Origin of the sequence: Lachnoanaerobaculum saburreum DSM 3986 (genome assembly GCF_000185385.1) — a bacterium.
GTDB classification, from domain to species: Bacteria; Bacillota; Clostridia; order Lachnospirales; family Lachnospiraceae; genus Lachnoanaerobaculum; species Lachnoanaerobaculum saburreum.
Window position 1 is genome coordinate 476,537 of record NZ_GL622296.1, and the last position, 20,633, is coordinate 497,169.

Genomic DNA, 20,633 nt, shown 5'->3' on the forward strand with positions numbered 1-20,633 from the left:
CTGAAGTTTAAAATATTATTTGCTCATTGCAAAGTTTACAGTGTCCTGAACAGTCTTAAGCTCGCTGTCCACATCGGCACCTGCAATGATATTTGTAGCAGCTACAGCTACGGCATCTCTTGCTTCATAGTAGTAAACACCTGTATTGTTCTTTGGAGTTTTTGAGGCAAAGTCTGTAAGCAGTTTATAAACTTCCTGTCCACCGAAGAACTCTACCTTCTCGGAATAAGCTTCTGTATTACCTGCAGGTAACCATGTAGCAAGCGCACCGCTTGGAAGGATGCTGTCATAAAGCTTTGTGCTTCCTGCAAATGTCTTTGCAAGGAAATCAACCGCCAAATCTTTTTTCTTTGAAGCTCCGCTTACCGCCCAGCTTGAACCGCCGTTATTTGAGTAGTTGCTCTGCTCACCTATACCTGCAAGCTTTGGTAGATTTGTAATTGCCCACTTGCCTGATTGATCCTTTGCAGCTCTGATAGACCCCATAATCCAGCAACCGTTGATAGTTCCTGCTACAGTTTCGGCATTCATAGTGGTAATGTATTGATCCCAGTCATTTACCAATACCATAACACCTGATTCTTTAAGTTCCTTATATGTCTCTAAAGCTTTCTTTAGAGTTTCATTTCCAATGATATTCGGGTTGCCTTCAGCGTCAAAGAGTGAAGCACCTGTAGACTGAAGCATAATCATTATGATATCCGCTTCATTTGCCTGACATGAAAGTAAAGGCTTACCGGTCTTTGCAAGCACATCTTTACCGATCTCTATATATTTATCCCAGTCTATATCTGTAAGATCGTCAATCTTGTAGCCTGCCTGCTCAAGAATATCTGTCCTATAAGCCGCTATAACGGTACCGTTATCAAAAGGAACACCGTAATTTATATTGTTGATTGTAGAGTAAGCCAATTTACCGGGTGCAAACTGTGTAAAGTCAAATGCTTTAGTCTCCGTGAGATTGGTAAAGGCATCGGGGAATGATATCTGATTTTTTGCAAACGCGTTATCCTGCATAAGGAAAATATCAGGCAATGTGGAGAGGTCTCCGGCAGCACCTGCAGTGCTGAGTTTGGTCTGAATATCAGCCCAAGGTGTCTCAACTATATTCAACTTAAAGTCAGGATGGTCTGCCTGATAAACCTTTTCTGCTTCCTTCATAGCATTGATATTGAAAGCAGGATCCCAACACCAAACTGTCAGTGTATTTTCATCTGCAGCGGCTGTATTGTTACCGGCAGATGAATCGCCGGTAGAAGCAGCCTTACCGCCGCCACAGCCGGACAGTAGGCCGGTACACATTGCCCCAATCATAATTGCACTTAAAATTCTCTTTTTCACGAAAAAGTCCTCCTTATTGTCACAATCCGGCAAAAGCCATGTTAATAAAACCGGGAAAACAGCTCAGTTAAATTACACCGGATTGACGCTAGTTTTAAGGATTATACAATATGATAAAAATATTTGTCTATGGTAGTAATATACTATTATAAACTATATTTTTGTGCAGAATGTAGAATGTTGAATGTAAAAACATTATAATATAATAAAATAATGGCGATATTTAAAGTAAGTGCATTTGATATACAAAAAACTCTTTGAAAATTGAAAAAACTTTCAAAGAGTTCTGCATTTTATCAGTATAAAATATTAGTTGATAAAGCTGTGAGTGTATATAAAAATCCGGCAAACAGACCTTTTATACTTAGCTTTACCGCTTTCTCATTAAGAAACAGTAGATTAACAGTTATTTCACCTTTACAGTGATAATATCATCTCTTTTGATAATCCCGTAAGTTCCATAATCAGACTTATATCAAAACCTTTTTTCTTCATGCCCTGTGCAATATTTTTCTTTTCAAGTTCAGCACCTTCTGCAAGCCCTTCCTGTCTGCCTTCTGCAAGCCCTTCCTGTCTGCCTGCCACAAGCCCTTCCTGTCTGCCTGCCACAAGCCCTTCCTGTCTGCCTTCTGCAAGCCCTTCCTGTCTGCCTGCCACAAGCCCTTCCTGTCTGCCTGCCACAAGTCCTTCCTGCCTGCCTTTGTTTATCATAATATCGATAACTTCACACATATAGTTTGCCTCCTTTTCATGTACTTCTTCTATTATTTCTTCAAATCTGTTGTCATTTGTCATTGCCGACATCAGGTTCAACACTTCGTCTATATGTTCTATCTTATACATCTCCGGTTCATATGTATTATTTTTCTGCATCTGATATAGATAGTCCGCCAATACTCTAAAATCGCTTTTAAAGAGTTTTCTCTTTTCTTCCGGTAGATAAGCTATCTCAAAAAGATTGATTTTATAGTCATTTACATACGGCTTTAATCTATCATCCACATCTACTATACCTAAGATATTTTTTGGATAATTCCATCTGCCCTTATGACCTAAGTACAGTACCAATGTGATAACCGGATATTTTTGCTTACTTCTATTTTTTCTGTTGGATTGTCTGCCATACTCCGCACCGTCATAGCTGATAACTCTTAGAGGCATAAGCTTATCAGGATCTGACTGATTCTCAAACCCGAACATAGCAATATTTATCTTATTGCCTTGCCAATATTTAGCTACATCCCTGTCTTGATAACTGAGTTTGCCGCCAACCCTTTTTGAACTGTTGGTAGGCATATCAACCAAGTCATCCTCCCTGACTACCATCTCACCGTTAAACAGCAATACATTTACTATATCAATAAAAACGTCATTGTGCTGCTCAAGCATCTTTTCAGTTATGTCTTTTTGTGCCATACTTCCTCCTGTGAAAATATTATTATAGAACCTCATTTACAGTGATAATATCATCTCTTTTGATAATCCTGTAAGTTCCATAATCAGACTTATATCAAAACCTTTTTTCTTCATGCCCTGTGCAATATTTTTCTTTTCAAGTTCAGCACCTTCTGCAAGCCCTTCTGCAAACCCTTCCTGTCTGCCTGCCACAAGTCCTTCCTGTCTGCCTTTGTTTATCATAATATCGATAATTTCACACATGTAGTTCTCCTTATATAGTTTAAAATAACTGTATTACACGAGGAATTTTAATCAAATATCAGCAACTTGCCATACTAACTGTACTGCTTTATCAGCTTTAAGATATTTGTGACACCGTTTTTGGCATCGGATTTAGACATGGCATCTATATACTTTTGCCTGTTTTTATAAAGTGCATGTATCTCATCAGATAAAGAAATATTGTTAAGAGCTTCCTCATCTATAACCTCCGAATAGCCGGCATTTTCAAAAGATTCGGCATTCAGTATCTGATCTCCTCTGGAGGCTGCACCGGATAGAGGTATCAAAAGATTCGGCTTTCTAAGAGCCAAAAGTTCAAAGATAGTATTGGCACCTGCTCTGGACACCACCACATCTGCAAGGGCAAAAAAGTCCTTCAGCTCCTTATCTACATATTCATACTGTAGATAACCGGACTTTCCAATCAGACTTTCATCCGTATTGCCTTTTCCACAGATATGTATTACATTAAATTCTTGTAAAATCTCATCTAAGGACTTTCTGACGGCGGTGTTTACAATCACAGAACCGAGACTTCCGCCTATTATAAGTAAAGTAGGCTTATTATAAAAGCCTGTGAGCTTTTTTGCCGCTTCTTTGTTACCGCTTAGAAGCTCCTCTCGTATAGGAGAACCTGTAAGTATTGATTTATTTTTGGGGAGATACTGTAATGTTTCGGGGAAGTTGGTACAAATCTTAGTTGCAAACCTGATTGCTATCTTGTTGGCAAGTCCCGGGGTGATATCAGACTCATGTATAATAACAGGGATTTTTGAGAGTGCGGCCGCTATGACTACAGGTACACTGACAAATCCGCCTTTTGAAAAAACGATATCAGGTGAATATTTTTTTATTATACTTTTTGCTTCAAAGAGTCCTTTAAGTACTTTGAAAGGGTCGGTAAAGTTCTTTAAATCAAAGTATCTTCTAAGCTTTCCTGAAGATATGCCCTCATAGGGGATATTCTGTGCCTTTATAAGACCTTCTTCCATACCGTTTTTGCTGCCGATATACTTTATATCATATCCGGCTTCTCTTAGTGCAGGCAAGAGCGCGATATTCGGGGTGATATGACCTGCAGTACCACCACCTGTTAATATTATTTTTTTCATATTGTTTCCATTCTCATATTGTAATAAGGGTATTATATAAGTATAATTTAACAAATATAAATATTCAAGTGAGGAAGTATAATGATTGGTATAATCGGTGCGATGGAAGAGGAAATCTCAAAGTTAAAAGAGATTATGGAGAATAAGGAAATAAAGACAATAGCAGGTATGGAATTTGTCAAAGGTGAAATCTCAAAAAAACAGGTTACAGTGGTACGCTCCGGCATAGGTAAGGTAAATGCGGCAGCCTGTACACAGATACTGATAGACAGATTTAAAGTGGATGCAATTGTCAATACAGGTATTGCAGGCTCACTGAAAAATGAAATCAATATAGGTGATATTGTACTGTCTACAGATACAGTAATACATGATATGAATGTAGAGGGCTTCGGCTACAAGAGAGGTCAGGTGCCGAGGATGGACGTATTTGCATTCCCTACAGATGATGCTTTAAGAAGTCTTGCAAAGAAAATCTGTGAAGAGGATTTAAAAGACATTTCCGTATTTGAAGGCAGAGTATTAAGCGGTGATATTTTTGTATCGGATAAAGCGACAAAAAAAGATTTGAAAGAAACTTTCGGAGGCTATTGTACAGAGATGGAAGGTGCCGCCATAGCACAGGTCGCATACCTTAACAAAATCAAAGTGCTTATAATAAGATCAATATCGGATAAAGCGGATGATGCTGCAAGTATGGACTATCCGGAGTTTGAAAAAAAGGCAATAGAACATAGTGTGAAACTGACAAAGAAGTTGATAGAAACTGTTGACGGCGACTCCCCTATTGATAATAATAATTAGTTGTTATAAAATACAGATAAATTTGGGGTTAAGACTTTTTCTCCAAACGTTACCATTGATTTAAGTTTGAAAGGCGAGAAAGATGAATAAGACAGTAAGTTTTGATTATTCAAAAGCGGCAGGTTTTTTGGGAGCTGATGAGTTACAAAATTTTAAGACTATAACACTGAATGCTAAAGATACACTGCTGTCAAGGTCAGGAGCAGGCAACGATTTTTTGGGATGGATAGATTTACCGGTAAACTATGACAAAGAAGAGTTTGACAGAATAAAACAGACAGCAAAAAAAATAAAAGAAGATTCAGATGTACTTCTGGTAGTAGGAATCGGCGGTTCATACCTTGGAGCAAGAGCGGCAATCGAGTTTTTAAGCCACAGTTTTTACAACTGCCTTGACAAGTCACAGAGAAAGACACCACAGATAATATTCTGCGGAAACTCAATCTCATCAAAATATATTGCAGACATAAAAGACCTGTTAAAAGACAAAGATTTCTCAATCAATATCATATCAAAGTCCGGAACCACCACAGAGCCGGCTATCAGCTTCAGAGTATTCAAAGAAATGCTTATAGAAAAGTACGGCAAAGAAGCAAACAAAAGGATCTATGCCACTACAGATAAGGCAAAGGGAGCATTAAAGTCGCTTGCAAATGAAGAAGGCTATGAAAGCTTTATTGTACCTGATGATATAGGAGGAAGATTCTCGGTAATTACAGCGGTAGGACTGCTTCCGATAGCGGTAGCGGGAATAGATATAGACGAGCTTATGGCAGGTGCCGCGGCAACCAGAGAAGAAGTGCTAAGCAAAGACTTTGAAGAAAATCCGTCACTTCTGTATGCGGCTCTCAGAAATATTTTCCTAAGAAAAGGAAAGAATATAGAAGTAACGGCCAACTATGAACCTAGCCTGCACTATGTAGCCGAGTGGGTAAAACAACTCTTTGGTGAGAGCGAGGGCAAGGATAATAGAGGTATATTCCCGGCTGCGGTGGATCTTACAACAGACCTTCACTCAATGGGTCAGTATATCCAGGACGGTGCCAGAATAATGTTTGAGACGGTACTTGATATAGAGAAGTCTCCGGCGGAGATATTGCTTAAAGAAGAAGAGACGGATACGGACGGTATGAACTATCTGGCAGGAAAAAGCGTGGATTTTGTCAATAAGTCCGCAATGAACGGAACAATACTTGCACATACAGACGGCAATGTGCCTAACCTTAAGATAAACATTCCCGATATAAGTGCATTCTCACTTGGAAGCCTCTTTTACTTCTATGAGTTTGCATGCGGTGTCAGCGGATATATTCTTGGAGTAAATCCGTTCAACCAGCCGGGAGTTGAAAGCTATAAGGCAAATATGTTCGCACTTTTGGGAAAGCCGGGATATGAAAGTCAGAGAGAAGAACTGATAAAGAGGCTTGGTCAATGATGTTCAGGCTTTGGGGTAGGATGTTTAAAGACAATCGTATGATAAAAGACCATGTGGCACAAGACGGTGACTACACTAAAGACAGAAAGACCATGGTATTTGATACGATTAGAGAGATATGTCATAAGTTTGATGTAGCGGAACCGATATGGCTGTTGCCGAATATAGATGACTTTGCATATAGAGGTAAGGTAAGATTTGGTGCCGACAATTTTATAGAACAGATAGATTTTGATTATCTTGAAATACAGATAATCGAAGAATAGGGGGAAACCCCGAAGAATAATATATAACGGAGAATATATATGGCGGAACCTATACTAGACTATGAAAGTTTCTTTGAGGGTGCAAAAAACGCTTTGCTGGAATTGGATACACTTAGTACGGAAGAACAAAGACTGGGTGTTGAAAGTGAAAGAATATCAAAGGCGATAGCTTCAGAAAAAAAGGCTACTAATGACAGGATAGCGGATACCACCACAAAAAGATTAAAAGAAATAACATCTACATATGACAGTGAGATAAAAAAAGTCGAAGAGCAAAAGAAAGCTGTAGAAATAAAAAAAGAAAAAGCAAAGAGTAAGAAGATAGGTGAGAGAATTGCAGACGAGACAAGAGATTTGAGAGAACATATCAAATCTATAAAGTCGGGAATAAAACAGGAAATGAAAACGGTAGGTATTCCTGAATTTTGCAATACCGGATGGTACCTTACATTTTATTTTCCGCACAAATTTTTTGACTATATAAAACTGCTTATAACTGTAGTGGTATTATTCCTCGGACTGCCTGTACTTATATACAGACTTATACCTGAACATAAACCTATATACCTGACTTTTATATACTTTGTTATAGTACTTTTGATAGGCGGACTGTATATCATTGTAGGCAATCTTACCAAGGCAAGATATAGAGACAACCTGATGAAGATAAGGGCAATGAGAGATAATATAGACCATGATATGAAAAGAATCGCTCTTATCACAAAGGATATCAACAATGATTCGGCAGATGACAGATATGATCTCTCATCCTTTGATGCCGAGATAGAAGCCGCCAATGACAAACTGTCAAATATAAATGAAAAGAGAAATGCGGCTATAAGCGACTTTGAAAACAATACAAAGAAGATTATTACAGATGAGATAACGGAAAGTTCAAGAGAAAGACTGGATAATCTGAACAGTGAACTCGAAATGACAAAGAAAAGTCTAAGCAGTATAGCGGACAGAAGGTCACAGATAAACTTAACAATATCGGATAAATATGAGTCATATCTGGGAAGAGACTTTTTGAATACAGAAAGAATAGAAGCATTGCAAAAACTGATATCCGACGGGGAAGCCGGCAATATCAGTGATGCCATAGATCTGTATGAAAGAAGGAAAAACGGGTAAGCAATGATAGAAGATAAAGAGATAAAAAAGCAGGAACTGAAAGACAGGATCATAAATACATCTGAAATATATACTTCCGAGGCGGATGCTTTTGAAACAGGTACTTCCGATCTTGGAGAAAATACTCCAAGATCCAGAAGAAAAAAGAATACGGAATTTTTCACAGCAGGGAGGAGAGTTGTCATACTCCTCCTTGTTTTGATAGGAGCTGTAATAATAATCCTTACCTTACAAAACAGATTTAAAACCTACAATAAATTCAAATTAAAATGGATACATGAGTTAAGTGAGGGAAGTCTTGTAGATTATATAAGCCTTGGAAACGGATTTTTGAAATATTCAAAAGACGGAGCGGTGTACTTAAAGAAAAACGGTAAGAATGTCTGGGTGGACAGCTATGAGATGAGCAATCCCAAGACAAATAAAAACGGAAAGTACGCAATAGTATTTGATGTCGGAAGTAAAAAGATAGTGAGCTATACCAAAGACGGCAAGGTGGCAAGTATAGATACCGGACTCCCGATATTAAAAGCGATAGTATCAAAAAGCGGAGTGGTCACGGCACTTATAGAGGATGCAAAGTCTACATATATAATGTTTTATGATAATGAGGGAAAAGAGCTGGATATAAGTATAAAGTCAAAACTCTCAGGAGACGGCTTCCCTACAGATATAGCCATATCTCCGGACGGAACCGCACTACTTGCATCGTTTCAGTACCTGAAAGGAAGCTCTATGATGGGAAGAGTGGTATTCTATGACTTTTCTGAGATAGGCAAAAATATGGCAAACAGAGTGGTGGCAGGCTTTGATGAAGAGTTCGTATCCTCCATGGTGGCAAGAGTAAAATATCTGGATAAAATAAACTCTGTAGCAATCGCCTCTGACGGTCTGTATTTCTTCTCATCAAAGAATATAGCATCACCGAAGCTGATAAAGACAATAAAGGCGGAGAATGATATAGAAGCTGTCGCATTTGAAGGAGAAAAAATCTGTGTAGTATATAAGAACACCTCGGAAAAATTCAATCATACATTATATATATATTCAAAAACAGGAAGTGTCCTGCTGAAAAAGGAATTTTCCGGAGATTTTAATCATATGGATATGCAAAAAGGATATATATATATGACAAAAAACGATAATGCTATTATAATGAATACATCAGGCGTAATAAAATACAGTGGAAGCCTTGATGTAAATATCCATAAGATTGTAAAAAGAGGATTTTTATCAGGATTTACAGTGCTTGGGGATAATGACTTTAGAGGTATAATACTCAAATAAACACGGCAAAGGAGAAATTATGGAACAGGTATGTGTAGGAGTTGACATTGGCGGAACAAGCGTAAAACTGGGTATATTCACACTTAGCGGAACATTACTGAAAAAATGGGAGATACCTACCGAGCCGAAGAATGAACCGAAGGCACTTATTGAAAAAATAGGCAAGTCAATAAAAGAAAACCTGAAAGAAGGCGGGCTTTCACTTACAGACTGTGTAGGAGTGGGAATGGGAGTTCCGGGACCTGTAATGCCCAACGGTTATATAGAAGTGGTAGTCAATATAGGCTGGAAAGAAATATTCCCTGCAAGAATACTTTCAGACCTCTTGGACGGTATGCCTGTAGCACTTGGAAATGATGCCAATGTGGCGGCACTCGGTGAAGCATGGATGGGCGGAGCCAAACATATCAAGGATGTTGTGATGGTAACACTCGGCACAGGTGTAGGCGGCGGCATCATCATAGACGGCAAGATAGTACCGGGAAAACATGGTCTTGGCGGTGAGATAGGCCATATGCATGTTAGAGAAGCCGAGACCGAAAAATGCAACTGTGGAGGTAAAGGTTGCCTTGAGCAGATATCAAGCGCTACAGGAATAGTAAAAGAAGCAAAGAGGCTTTTGGAAAAGAAGAAAGATACTTCAAGACTTGCACTGATAGAAGACCTTACCGCAAAGGATGTACTTGATGCTGCCAAGGCGGGAGACAAGCTGGCGATAGAGGTGGTTGATATAGTGGCAAAATACCTCGGAATAGCATTGTCACATATAGCAATGGTGGTAGACCCGGATATATTTGTAATAGGCGGCGGAGTCTCAAAGGCGGGAGATTTCCTTATAAACAAGATCAGAGAAAAGTTCATATATTATACACCGATTACCAAAAATAAGGCGGATATAGTCCTTGCAAAGCTTGGAAACGATGCCGGAATATACGGAGCGGCAAAGCTTGTAATAGCATAACAGGGGTTGACTTTTGTTTGATTTAAGTTTATCATCATAGTCGAGATGAATGAAACAGCTCATTATATTCATAGTGAAAGCCCGGAGAAGGGAGGCTCTCCGGACTTTCTTTTATTGTCGTCTTATTATTTTTTGTCTATCCACTTACAGATATAGTAGGCAACTATACTTGCAAGCAGAGATACGATAAACGAAACTAATATGCTCATTATATTCACCTCCGATCTGTTGTCAGATTGGGAGACGACAACACAGTGAGTATAACAGCTTTTATAAAAAAATACCATATTTCTTAAAGATACTTTCATACTATAAGGCTTGTTTTTATAAGTATGTAATGATATAGTGTCAGATAACAATAACTCATATGAGCAAGCTCATTAGCTTAGGAGGAATAAAAAATGAAAAAAAGATTTTTAATAACAGTTTTAGGATTGGCAATGGGAAGCGCATTGGTATTTAGCGGATGCGGCTCAAAAAAAGATACTAAAGATTCAAGCTCCGCCACAGTAGAACAGAGCAAAGACAGTACAAAAAAGGCGGCCGAGAGCAGCAAAGAAGAAACTACAACTGCGGGTGTGAAAGTAGATATAAACTATGATATAGCAAATCATCTGGATGATTCATATGAAGATGTAGGAAAAGCATTTGGAGATCCGGTATCGGATGAAGCAAAAGACGGAGGTCAGAAAGTTGTAAAATACGCAAACCCCGAAAGAGAGCTTCACTATTACGGTGACGATACAAGCGGCTATGTACTTCAGGCGGTAAGTGCAAAAGCCGGAGATCTTCTCAGCTTTACATCAGATAAAGTAAGCCTTGACGATATATTGGATAAGATGGAAGGTACACAGGTAAAAGGGCTTGAGGCAAATGATGCATTCCTTACAGTAGGTGAGAAAGGTGACAGCACAGTATTATTCCAGTCGGAGGGATATTACTTTGTAGTATCTGTAGACAAAGACAAGATGGTATCAAAGGACAGTGCGGTGGCAGTGCTTACAGAGGACAGAGTGTCACTTGACCCTGCCGATACTTCATCAAAGGCTCCTTCAGATATAAAAAAGCCTGAAACAAAGGCGGCTGAAAGTACTACAGCAAAAAAATAAGGCTTTAAAAAGGCTTTAAATATATAAAATCATGGGTGGATATTGTGATAAGATAACAGTTCACAATATCCGCTCTATTTTTTTGTCAGGAAAAAGTAAGAAAGTTTACAGATAAAAAAATCGTTTTATATAAACTTGATTGAGTGTAGACAAATAATAAAAAATAATATAGAATAGAGGCAAATGTATAAAACATAATAATAACTTTAAAATTACTACAACATAAACATATGTAAAAATTACAAAAATGTTAAATATTTCAAATATTGACTTATTTGACAAAGTATGCATTCGATAATATTATATGAGTGATATCAGGGTTACGAAAATACGGATTGGTGCATATTTTTGTAAACCGGTATAGGTTTTAATATTTGACATATGTATTATAACGCCTTAGAATAAAGCTATATAGAAAAGGTAGAGAAAAAATATGAATAGGAGTAGAGTTTATGCGAGTTATCGCGTGAGGTCACCATGTAGACCTAAGATGTATAAACAACTGAATAATGAAGAATTAATTTACTCAAATTGTCGTGCCAGATCTCCTTAAATCGGAGAACACCGACAGCCTGAAAAGAAAACAGTGTCGGTTTTAAAAGATTGCATACAAGCAATCTAAGGGGAACAGTCTTTGTTCCCGACATAAATACGTTATAGATTTCTTTAAATATAAAAACACTTGCAAGGTTTTGCGAGTTGTTTTGCTTGCAATATTTAAGAAATTTATATATAAATTTTTCCGGCCGGATATAAAAGCTGATTTGATTTGTTATATCAGACGGTGATATGGTGGCATATATGTGAAAACATTGTATAGTGCATTTATCTATTCCGGCGGGCAAATAAAGGAGGTAGTTTGATGAGAAAAAGGAGCTTAGTAAGCAAAGTAGGCTTACTGGCGCTCTCTGCTCTTTTTATTTGGTTAAGCCCATCTACTGCACATGCACAGGGATGGGACAACTCAAACGGAGAGTGGAGATACCTGGATAGTGCCGGCAACGCAGTGTCTGATGCTTGGCGTAAGTCGGGCGAGGCATGGTACTATCTGGGCGATGACGGCAATATGGTAAAGGACTCTGTTATTACCATAGGCGACAGCTCATATTACCTTAATGCTGACGGTGCCATGGCGGTAAACCGCTGGGTACAGACAAAGGACGGAGATGACGACGAAGGTTGGTTTTACTTCGGTCCTGACGGAAAAGCATATAAAGGTAAGGAAGGAAGAGTGTATGCTCGTGAAATCGACGGAAAGAAATATCTTTTCAGCGAAGAAGGAGTAATGCAGACAGGATTCTTCGATGCCGATGGAAATGCGGTAGAAGATGACAACCCTTTCAAAACAGCTGTGTACTATTTCGGTGATGACGGAGCAATGTTCACAGATCGGTGGTTACAATACTCACAGGTAGGAGAAAATCCGGGATATTCGGAACTCGGACAAAGAAACTACAACGAGTATGACGAGATGTGGCTCTACTTTGGAAACAACGGTAGAAAGTATGTTGCAAGCAATACAGACCTTTCAAGACAGAGAGAAATAGACGGTAAGGCATATCTGTTCGATGAGAACGGTGTGATGATACCACAGCTCTCTATCAGAGATGCAAATGTAAAGGCTACATCAAGCAATGCCAAGATCAAATACGGTTCGCTTGATACAGACGGTGAACAAAAAGATGATTATTGGACATTTACAGTGCCGAATGAGAAGATGAGCCAGAAAGACTACGACACAGGAGAGCGCAGCTGGTTCAGAACCAAGAAAAACGGTGATGTAATAAAGGATAAGATTGCTACAGTTCTTGGAAGAAGATACGCCTTTGATGAGATAGGACGTATGCAGACAGGTTTTGTAGTAATGCTTGAAGACGGTACATTCGGTATCAAGTTCGACGTAGATGAGTGGACAAGGGAAGATTTCCTTACAGACGCAGTCAACTCACCTATAGCGGCTATAGACAGAGGCAGCTTATATCTTTTCGGTATTGACGAGTTAAACGACGGTTCAATGGTTACCGGAGAGGTTACCGTATCTTTGAGAGACAGAGACGTAGTATTCGGTTTCAGAGACAACGGTAAGGCTATCGGCGAGAAGTGTACACTTGTCAAGAATGACGGCAAGTTCTACTTCAACGGTCTTAGATTGGACGCTGACGGAGACGTAAGATACGGTATACTAAAAGATACCAGAACCGGTCATGGTGAGTACGTTGTCGTAGACGCAAACGGCAAGGTAGTAAAAGGAACAAAGATCTTAAAGGATGGCGAAGGCAACTGGATAATAGTTGACAACTCAAAGTTCGTAGCAAGAGTAAGTGACGGTGACAGACCGAGAAAGAAGAACGGTAAGTTCTATCACTACGACTCTACTGCTGATAAGAAGGACAGATGGGGAGCGGAGATTACATACGCCAGTGACGGTGCCAACAACCTCGACAGTGATTTTGTTCTTTTTGACAGATAGTTAGAGGAGAGATATGAAGAAAAACAAATTAATAAAAACAATCAAGCAGGCAACTGCGGGGTTGCTTGCAGGAGCAATGGTTCTTACCGGGGCTCCGCTGGGGAGTATGACCTCATGGGCAAGTACATTGCAGAAGAATTATCAGTTATTTGATACTGCACCTACTGCCGGTCTACCGGGTTCTACACCTTTTAGAGGTATTCCTGTAGTAAAGGACGGAAGCAATACTTACGGCGGTTCACAAGGTACTGCATTTAAATTCGGTGCTGCCTATACAGGTACCAATGCTTCGGGTATCGGCGGTGTTGGTATTCCCGGCAGTTATAATTCCTTTAATATAGGTGCTATAACAGTTCCCGGAAGTGAGAATACATCAAATCATAAAGGATATGACGGAGCTGTAAGGTCAGCTTACAATAATAACTGGTGGACCACATACTATGGATTCGGTAGGACTGATGATGATACTACTTCACCTTCATCTTATCCGGTTATAAGCCCTGCTGTATCAACATGGAGCGGTTTAAGACCTACGGCCACAGCAAGCCCTGATACTAACAGTATGGGGGTATTCTTGGCAGGTAATGACGGTGATGTTGTTGAAGTACCTGTACCTGCTCCATATAAGGCGGCTGTAACAGGTGCCGGTACCAATGATAAGATTGAAGTCAGAATGGAAGTACAGCCTACACCTGATGAGCAGAAGCTTTTAATAACATGGACAGGCTATAACCCGAACAGCTATCCTGTAAACTTCTGGATAGGTGCTGAAGCTGATACTATGATCGCCGGTACGGATACATCACCTTCAGTAATATCAGCCGGTAGGACACATCTTCATATGATGGATTATTTCAATCAAGGAACAGGTTCTGCATGGAATTACAGAGGCGGTTCTGATCCTTTAGGTGCCGGTACGGTAACTGCCGGCGCCAATTCAACAGCATTAACAGATTTTGATGCAAAGCTTGAAGACGGTTTCGGTAGAGTATGGGCAGGTGAGTATACAGATACTGCAAACATTGCTCATAGAAACTGGGTTTTTGCACGAAATAAAGATGATAATATGCTTGTACAGCAGACTGATGCCGCGGCAGGTTTTGCAGGAAACCTTAATATGGCGCCGCTTGGTCAAGCTTCAGTAAGCTTTGTGGTATCTATGAGAGTTGCGGTATACTATGTAGACCCTACATATACCGGAAGCGACTCAAACGGTTATATTGCACAGCCGTTTAAGGATATCAGATCGGCTGTTAAGGCTATGCAGATCGCAGGCGTTAAGAAAGGATATATCTATGTAGCCAGTCCTACCACTGTAGATCATACAATAGATATTCCTGCAAATATGGATCTTCAGATAGAAACAAGTCCATATACCACTACAAGTTTCCAAGGCATAACCAATAGAGGTTACTTTAGCTTAGGAAGCAACCCTGAGAAGACAAATACAGAGACAATTACAAGAGCGGCAGGCTTTAAGGATGCTATGTTTAGAGTAAGTAATTCTACATCTACTCTCAGTTTCTACAATATAACAATTGACGGAAACAAGTCAAATGTAGTTGCAAATGCTCCTGTTATAGATATTACAGCAGGAGAGGTTAAGCTTACAGACAACACTACAGTGCAGAATAATGCTGTAGAAAAGGGAGCAACTGCTCCAAGTGCATCCGCAATCAATGTGGCAGGCAGCGGTGTTCTTACTATGAATGCTTTGACAAAGCCTGTACAGGTTATAAATAATACTTCAACTTCTGTCGGAACAGAAGTGCCTGTATCGGCTATCACTGTTACATCAAGTGCAAATACTGTAGCAGCAGGTACTTCAGGTATAGAGGTGGCAAGAGCAAGAGCAATCAATGTTGCAGGAGATGTAACAGTCGGAAGCAATGAAGATATACATAAGGCAAGTGCAACAGCTGCAGCCGAACCTGCTACAAAGGCAAATGTGGCTCTTGGAACCAGTATGCTTAATGTAGAGACAGGCAGACAACTTACAGGAAGTATAGGTGTATCTGTATCCGATGTACCTCAGACAAATCAGGATCAGGACGGAAGACCTGTAATAGATTACTATGACAGAGCTTCAGGCGGTTCAATACCTTATTCGGCTGCAAACGTACCTTCAGATGTGGACGGTATCACATCAGGTATGGGAAGTGGTGTAAGCAAGGTTACAGATACTGCCGGTGCTGCTACAACAGGTGCTCAGGATGGAAGGATTGTATATCTTAGAGCTGCAAAGTATGATTTTACAGTTACCTATATAGATCCTGACGGAACTACTATGAAGCTTTCCGATCTTACATTCGGAACAAATACTGTTCCGGGAACAATAAATACAGCCAATCTTTATTCAATTGCATTCAGGTCAGCTGCAGGTTCGACTGTAGAGATACCTATGCCTACATATACAGGATATATATTTGATTCGGCTTCAGGTGCGGTAACACCTCTTACAGTCGCGACAACAGATCCTGTGCCGCCTGCAACAACACCTACAAAGGGTACTGTATCGGGAAAAACACCGGCACAGCCTGCGGATATAGTAATCAAGTTCGCAAGAAACAAGGTTACATATAAGTTCGACTCACAGGGAGGTTCAGCAATTGCTGACAAATCAGAGAATGTTACAACAAGTGCTACTACATTAGGTGCTTTGCCTGTACCTGCAAAAGCGGGATTTAATTTCAACGGTTGGACAGAGTATACAGATAATAACGGCAACTCCGTATATGATACAGGTGATACTGCCGGAGCTGCATTTACAGCATACCCTGCACCCAGTGCACCGAAGACCACATATCTGTATGCATCATGGGTACCTGACGGTACACTCTACCATGTTACAACATATCACAAGAATACAAATGCGGCACTTTCTCTGACTTTCGGTTCGGAAGTGGATGCAGGTCATGTGATAACTTCAGTAGTGGATAAAGACCATGTAACGGTACCGGGATATAAGTACAGTTCAGGTAGTGCTACTCCGATTTCAGCCGGTACGGTGGAGCCGAATCCTGCTACCACACCGGGTGCACAGGCAGGTCACTATCATATAGCAAGTATGCCGGCATCAGCTGTTACTTTGAACTATAAGTACAGTGTTGAGCCAAGTACAACATTTACATATACTGTAAGACATGTTGACGGACTGGGCAATGTATTGCCGGGAACCACAGTACTTACTTCACAAAGAAGAGCGGAGCAGAGTATAAGTGCTATGCCTGACAATTCAATATCAGGTTATACTTATAAGACTTACAATATCACTACAGGACGTGCGGACGGAGCCCCCGGAAGCTATGTCTTGGGACTTGATCATACAGAGACTGTAGGCGGAAATACTGTAAAACCGTATATTGTAACTGATGATCCTAATTCCGGAACATTCGTTGCATTTATGCCTAATCAGGATGTAACAATAGATCTTATTTATGATGCCGATGCGGGAAGTATGAACCTTGTCAGAAGATATTTTGACAGAATCACCGATAAGATAATATCAAGTCAGGTTGATCCTTCAGCACCAAGTACACCTATAAGTGTATCTATTCCGGCACTTGGAACTACAGACGGAGATAAACTGTATGGATATATATGGGATTCTTCATCAACTGTAAACCTTGATCCGGCAGGTTCACTTAGTGTGGGAACCGACGGTTCACTTTCAGGTACTATGCCGCTTACAGGAAACGGTATAAGAGCGGACTATAAGTTAAGCAGAGATGCTTCCAAGTGGAGAGATATAAACTTCGCAGTGGCAGGCGCTCCTAATAACAACGGTTCTGTAAATCCTCTATCTGCAGGTGCTCCTACAAGCTTCCTTACAAATGACGGAAGTTCGGCAGGAAACACTTACGCTTATAACTTTGATAAGTTAAAGGCGGGAGGATATATACCTGATGTCACACCTAACAGATATTATAAGTTTGACGGATGGTATCTTGATTCGGCAGCTACAATACAGGTAAACGGAAGTGATACATTCCCGCCGGGAAGCACACCGCTTACATTATATGCCAAGTTTGTAGAAGATCCGAGTCAGTGGTTTGATATCAACTTCGTAGCGGGAACTAACGGTTCAATCTCGGCTCCGGCTACATTACATATTCCATATGATTACACATGGAATCAGATATCTTCACAGTTGCCTACAGCTACACCTGTAGCTAACTATATATTCAACGGTTGGAAGGATCCTAACGGAACTCCGATGCAGGCAACAAGTACACTTACAAATCACGCAACATATACTGCGGTATTCAGTCAGGACCCGAATACATGGGGTACAAATACCGGAAATATCACACCTTCAGGCCGTATAGGAAATGACGGAAGCGGTGAGATAGTAATAGACGGTACAAAGCCGGGCAATGTATATGTTATCAGTGATAAGAACGGAAATATTGTAGCAGTGGTTCCGGGAGAGAGTGTTGGTAACAGAACAATAGTTCCAAACCTCATTCCGGGTGCACATTATGACGTACAGGAGGGTACACCTGATACAGTCGCTACAGTAGGACAGCCCAGAACATCTGTTACAGGTTCATCAGTATCCGCACCGCAGGATGTATACATACCTACAGTAGATAACAACTATAATGTGGGATATGACCCTGAAAATGACGGTATGGCACAGATAGTTATCAATCCGGCAGATCCGGATGCGGACTATGCACTGATAGATGAGAACGGAAATGTTGTACAGTACCCCGGAAGTGACAACGGTTGGATGACTCCTGTAGGAAGCAATCCTTCAACAGTTACTTTCAATAATCTTAATCCTAATGAAACCTATACTGTAGTGGCAAGGAGGAAGGGTGATTCTTCTATTCCTAATCCACTTACAAAGCTTCCTGACGGAAATCAGATAGTTGCAAACCCTGGTGATATGGCTGATGCACCTAAGTATATCGTAGAGACCAGAAACGGAAGTGTAGTATCTGTAGGAAGCACAAGCGTAGGAAGTGATGCTTATAATGAAGCTAAAGCGGGAGACAGTGTGGTTATCCATGCAGACCCTGTAAATTCAAACGGTAAGAACTTCTTATACTGGCAGGTACTTGCAGGAAGAGCTGTAGGTGTCAGCGGTAATATAACACAGGCTGACTATACATTCACTCTTTCAAATTCAAATATCGTTCTTAAGGCTGTATATGAGCCTGTTAAATTGGCAGGTGATGATGCTGATCTTACAGAAAAGATAAAGGGCGGAAGCATCGGAGAGTTCGGACTTGAACCGAGTCAGATACCGGCACTTGCACATGAACTCACAACTGATCTTGACAGATCACTTAACAGTGTAAACGGTGCAAATGTAGAGTATAAGGTGGTGTTCAATAAGAGAGATGCCAAGTCAAACGAGAAGACTGCTGTAAAACCTGTTTCAATTTCAGGTATAAACCATCCTGATGCACATACAGTGGCATACAGTTTGGATATCGAGCTTGAAAGATATGTAAACGGAAGACTTGTAAACAATGCTATACCTACTGCAACGGCATCAAATGCAAATGTGGATGTGATAGCACAGCTTCCGGCGGAAGATGTCGATCAGCTTGATTATCAGATATTTGATGTGACACCTGATGCTTCAGGTAATATCACACCTGTAGAAATAGCAATCTCTACCGATGTAGCAAACAATGCCGGACTTGTTAAGTTCACAGGAAACTTGTTACATACATATGCGGTTGTATACTCAAAGACATTCAAGGTAACATTTGTAGATAATAAGCCTGTACTTGATCATTTATTCTTAAATGATACAAGCAGAAACTTCTATAAGAGGTTTAAGGTGAGAAGAAAAGAGAGTGTAGAGGACAGCTACTATTCAAGTGACTATGCAGTGGTTACCGCATATGCACAAAATAATGTAGCGAACGCACTTAAGACTCCTTTTGAAGATATCTACGGTGTACAGTATGACTATGTAAACTGGTCAAAGAAGGAAGATAAGCTTTCAGTATTTGATACGGCAGGTCCTATAACCAAGAGAATGATTGTCTATGCTTACTATTCCGACAACAGAAAAGAAGTTGCACAGGCAAGAGTAGACCTTGGTGATACCATAGAGATGGCAAAAGAGCTTACAGGCGATCCATATCTTAAGCTTGGTGAAGTTGAAGAGATCAATGCGGCAATCGCAAAGGCACTTGAGACTTTAAGACAGGCAAGAGATCTTGTATCTCCTGACGGTACCACATACCTTAGAATGGCAAACTGGGCGGAGCTTCAGCAGGCTATTGATGCACTTAGAGAACTTATCAATAAGTATTCTAAGGGTGCAAGTGATAGAGAAGATGCAAGAAACAGAAGAACAGGCGGTGCAAGCAGCGGCGGAAGCTCATCAACCGGTAGAGGAAGTAAGCTTCGTACACCTGGAGAGAAGTATACAGAGAATATGGCCAGATTTGAGGCAAGTAATACAAGAGCTTTCGTACTTGGAGTAGACGGAAACTGGGAGAAGAACCCTGTAACAGGCGGTTGGTCATTCGTGCTTAACGGAGGAACACCTCTCAATGATATGTGGGGTATGATCTCATTTACAGACAGTACAGGAAAGAAAGTTTCACGTTGGTATTACTTTGACGGTCAGTCAACTATGGCAACAGGTTGGACCTATGACTCAAAGAACGGCTATTGGTATTATATGAATACTACAGAAGGTCCGGATCTTGGACAGATGGTAACAGGCTGGGTAAGAGATCCTAAGACAGGTAAGTGGTATTATATGAACGATAATACAGGTATCCTTACAACAGGATGGCTTCTCAATAAGCAGGATAACAGATGGTATTATCTGAATCAAGACGGTGAGATGCTTCTTGGATGGCAGAATATCGGTGGAAAGTGGTATTATTTCAATACAAACGCTCCACAGGATACCTATGTATGGGATGCCGGAGCATTTAAGTGGAGCTACGTAAATAACAATACCAGACCTTACGGTTCTATGTATGCCGGAGAGAAGACTCCTGACGGTTATAATGTAGATGCAAGCGGTGCTTGGAACTAGGTGACATAGGAGA

13 protein-coding genes are annotated in these 20,633 nt (G+C 40.3%); 9 read left to right on the top strand and 4 right to left on the bottom strand.

The window, feature by feature from the left end; genetic code table 11:
- Window positions 1-15 precede the first annotated feature (15 nt).
- The 4 genes from HMPREF0381_RS02375 to HMPREF0381_RS02390 all read right to left on the bottom strand — a co-directional run bounded on the left by HMPREF0381_RS02375 (window position 16) and on the right by HMPREF0381_RS02390 (window position 4,133).
- Window positions 16-1,341, bottom strand: coding sequence for an ABC transporter substrate-binding protein (locus tag HMPREF0381_RS02375; RefSeq protein WP_040461071.1), 1,326 nt, complete (start codon window positions 1,339-1,341; stop codon window positions 16-18).
- Window positions 1,342-1,758: 417 nt separating this feature from the next.
- Window positions 1,759-2,757: an Rpn family recombination-promoting nuclease/putative transposase gene (locus HMPREF0381_RS02380; RefSeq protein WP_040461073.1), complete on the bottom strand. Its 999-nt coding sequence runs from the start codon at window positions 2,755-2,757 to the stop codon at window positions 1,759-1,761.
- 36 nt (window positions 2,758-2,793) lie between these two features.
- Complete coding sequence (locus HMPREF0381_RS02385) at window positions 2,794-3,000, bottom strand: RpnC/YadD family protein (RefSeq protein ID WP_008750268.1); 207 nt, start codon at window positions 2,998-3,000, stop codon at window positions 2,794-2,796.
- Window positions 3,001-3,074: 74 nt separating this feature from the next.
- Window positions 3,075-4,133 carry an undecaprenyldiphospho-muramoylpentapeptide beta-N-acetylglucosaminyltransferase gene (locus HMPREF0381_RS02390; protein ID WP_008750269.1) on the bottom strand — a complete coding sequence of 353 codons (1,059 nt, stop codon included), beginning with the start codon at window positions 4,131-4,133 and terminating at the stop codon, window positions 3,075-3,077.
- Window positions 4,134-4,214: 81 nt separating this feature from the next.
- Between HMPREF0381_RS02390 and HMPREF0381_RS02395 the strand changes: the two genes are divergently transcribed.
- The 9 genes from HMPREF0381_RS02395 (at window position 4,215) to HMPREF0381_RS02435 (ending at window position 20,620) form a co-directional block, all read left to right on the top strand.
- On the top strand, window positions 4,215-4,937 hold the full coding sequence (locus HMPREF0381_RS02395) for a 5'-methylthioadenosine/adenosylhomocysteine nucleosidase (RefSeq protein WP_008750270.1): 723 nt from the start codon (window positions 4,215-4,217) through the stop codon (window positions 4,935-4,937).
- Window positions 4,938-5,019: 82 nt separating this feature from the next.
- A complete protein-coding gene (locus HMPREF0381_RS02400) occupies window positions 5,020-6,372 on the top strand; it encodes a glucose-6-phosphate isomerase (protein ID WP_008750271.1) in 1,353 nt (450 codons plus the stop codon).
- Complete coding sequence (locus tag HMPREF0381_RS02405; protein ID WP_040461641.1) at window positions 6,372-6,638, top strand: hypothetical protein; 267 nt, start codon at window positions 6,372-6,374, stop codon at window positions 6,636-6,638. Before HMPREF0381_RS02400 ends, HMPREF0381_RS02405 begins: the two co-directional genes overlap by 1 nt.
- Window positions 6,639-6,677: 39 nt before the next feature.
- Window positions 6,678-7,772 carry a coiled-coil domain-containing protein gene (locus HMPREF0381_RS02410; protein WP_008750273.1) on the top strand — a complete coding sequence of 365 codons (1,095 nt, stop codon included), beginning with the start codon at window positions 6,678-6,680 and terminating at the stop codon, window positions 7,770-7,772.
- A gap of 3 nt (window positions 7,773-7,775) precedes the next feature.
- Window positions 7,776-9,059 carry a DUF5711 family protein gene (locus HMPREF0381_RS02415; RefSeq protein WP_008750274.1) on the top strand — a complete coding sequence of 428 codons (1,284 nt, stop codon included), beginning with the start codon at window positions 7,776-7,778 and terminating at the stop codon, window positions 9,057-9,059.
- A 19-nt stretch (window positions 9,060-9,078) separates the two neighbouring features.
- Window positions 9,079-10,020, top strand: a complete 942-nt coding sequence (locus HMPREF0381_RS02420) for an ROK family glucokinase (protein ID WP_008750275.1) — start codon at window positions 9,079-9,081, stop codon at window positions 10,018-10,020.
- 401 nt (window positions 10,021-10,421) lie between these two features.
- Window positions 10,422-11,129, top strand: coding sequence for a hypothetical protein (locus HMPREF0381_RS02425; protein WP_008750276.1), 708 nt, complete (start codon window positions 10,422-10,424; stop codon window positions 11,127-11,129).
- Window positions 11,130-11,991: 862 nt separating this feature from the next.
- Window positions 11,992-13,599, top strand: a complete 1,608-nt coding sequence (locus tag HMPREF0381_RS02430) for an N-acetylmuramoyl-L-alanine amidase family protein (RefSeq protein WP_008750277.1) — start codon at window positions 11,992-11,994, stop codon at window positions 13,597-13,599.
- A 13-nt stretch (window positions 13,600-13,612) separates the two neighbouring features.
- Complete coding sequence (locus HMPREF0381_RS02435) at window positions 13,613-20,620, top strand: InlB B-repeat-containing protein (protein WP_008750278.1); 7,008 nt, start codon at window positions 13,613-13,615, stop codon at window positions 20,618-20,620.
- Window positions 20,621-20,633: the final 13 nt, after the last annotated feature.

Bases quoted from the DNA above. Each gene is read 5' to 3' on its own strand.
- HMPREF0381_RS02380 (WP_040461073.1), bottom strand. From the start codon at position 2,757: ATGGCACAAAAAGACATAACTGAAAAGATGCTTGAGCAGCACAATGAC.
- HMPREF0381_RS02420 (WP_008750275.1), top strand. From the start codon at position 9,079: ATGGAACAGGTATGTGTAGGAGTTGACATTGGCGGAACAAGCGTAAAA.
- HMPREF0381_RS02430 (WP_008750277.1), top strand. From the start codon at position 11,992: ATGAGAAAAAGGAGCTTAGTAAGCAAAGTAGGCTTACTGGCGCTCTCT.
- HMPREF0381_RS02390 (WP_008750269.1), bottom strand. From the start codon at position 4,133: ATGAAAAAAATAATATTAACAGGTGGTGGTACTGCAGGTCATATCACC.
- HMPREF0381_RS02410 (WP_008750273.1), top strand. From the start codon at position 6,678: ATGGCGGAACCTATACTAGACTATGAAAGTTTCTTTGAGGGTGCAAAA.
- HMPREF0381_RS02385 (WP_008750268.1), bottom strand. From the start codon at position 3,000: ATGTGTGAAATTATCGATATTATGATAAACAAAGGCAGACAGGAAGGA.
- HMPREF0381_RS02405 (WP_040461641.1), top strand. From the start codon at position 6,372: ATGTTCAGGCTTTGGGGTAGGATGTTTAAAGACAATCGTATGATAAAA.
- HMPREF0381_RS02435 (WP_008750278.1), top strand. From the start codon at position 13,613: ATGAAGAAAAACAAATTAATAAAAACAATCAAGCAGGCAACTGCGGGG.
- HMPREF0381_RS02415 (WP_008750274.1), top strand. From the start codon at position 7,776: ATGATAGAAGATAAAGAGATAAAAAAGCAGGAACTGAAAGACAGGATC.
- HMPREF0381_RS02395 (WP_008750270.1), top strand. From the start codon at position 4,215: ATGATTGGTATAATCGGTGCGATGGAAGAGGAAATCTCAAAGTTAAAA.
- HMPREF0381_RS02400 (WP_008750271.1), top strand. From the start codon at position 5,020: ATGAATAAGACAGTAAGTTTTGATTATTCAAAAGCGGCAGGTTTTTTG.
- HMPREF0381_RS02425 (WP_008750276.1), top strand. From the start codon at position 10,422: ATGAAAAAAAGATTTTTAATAACAGTTTTAGGATTGGCAATGGGAAGC.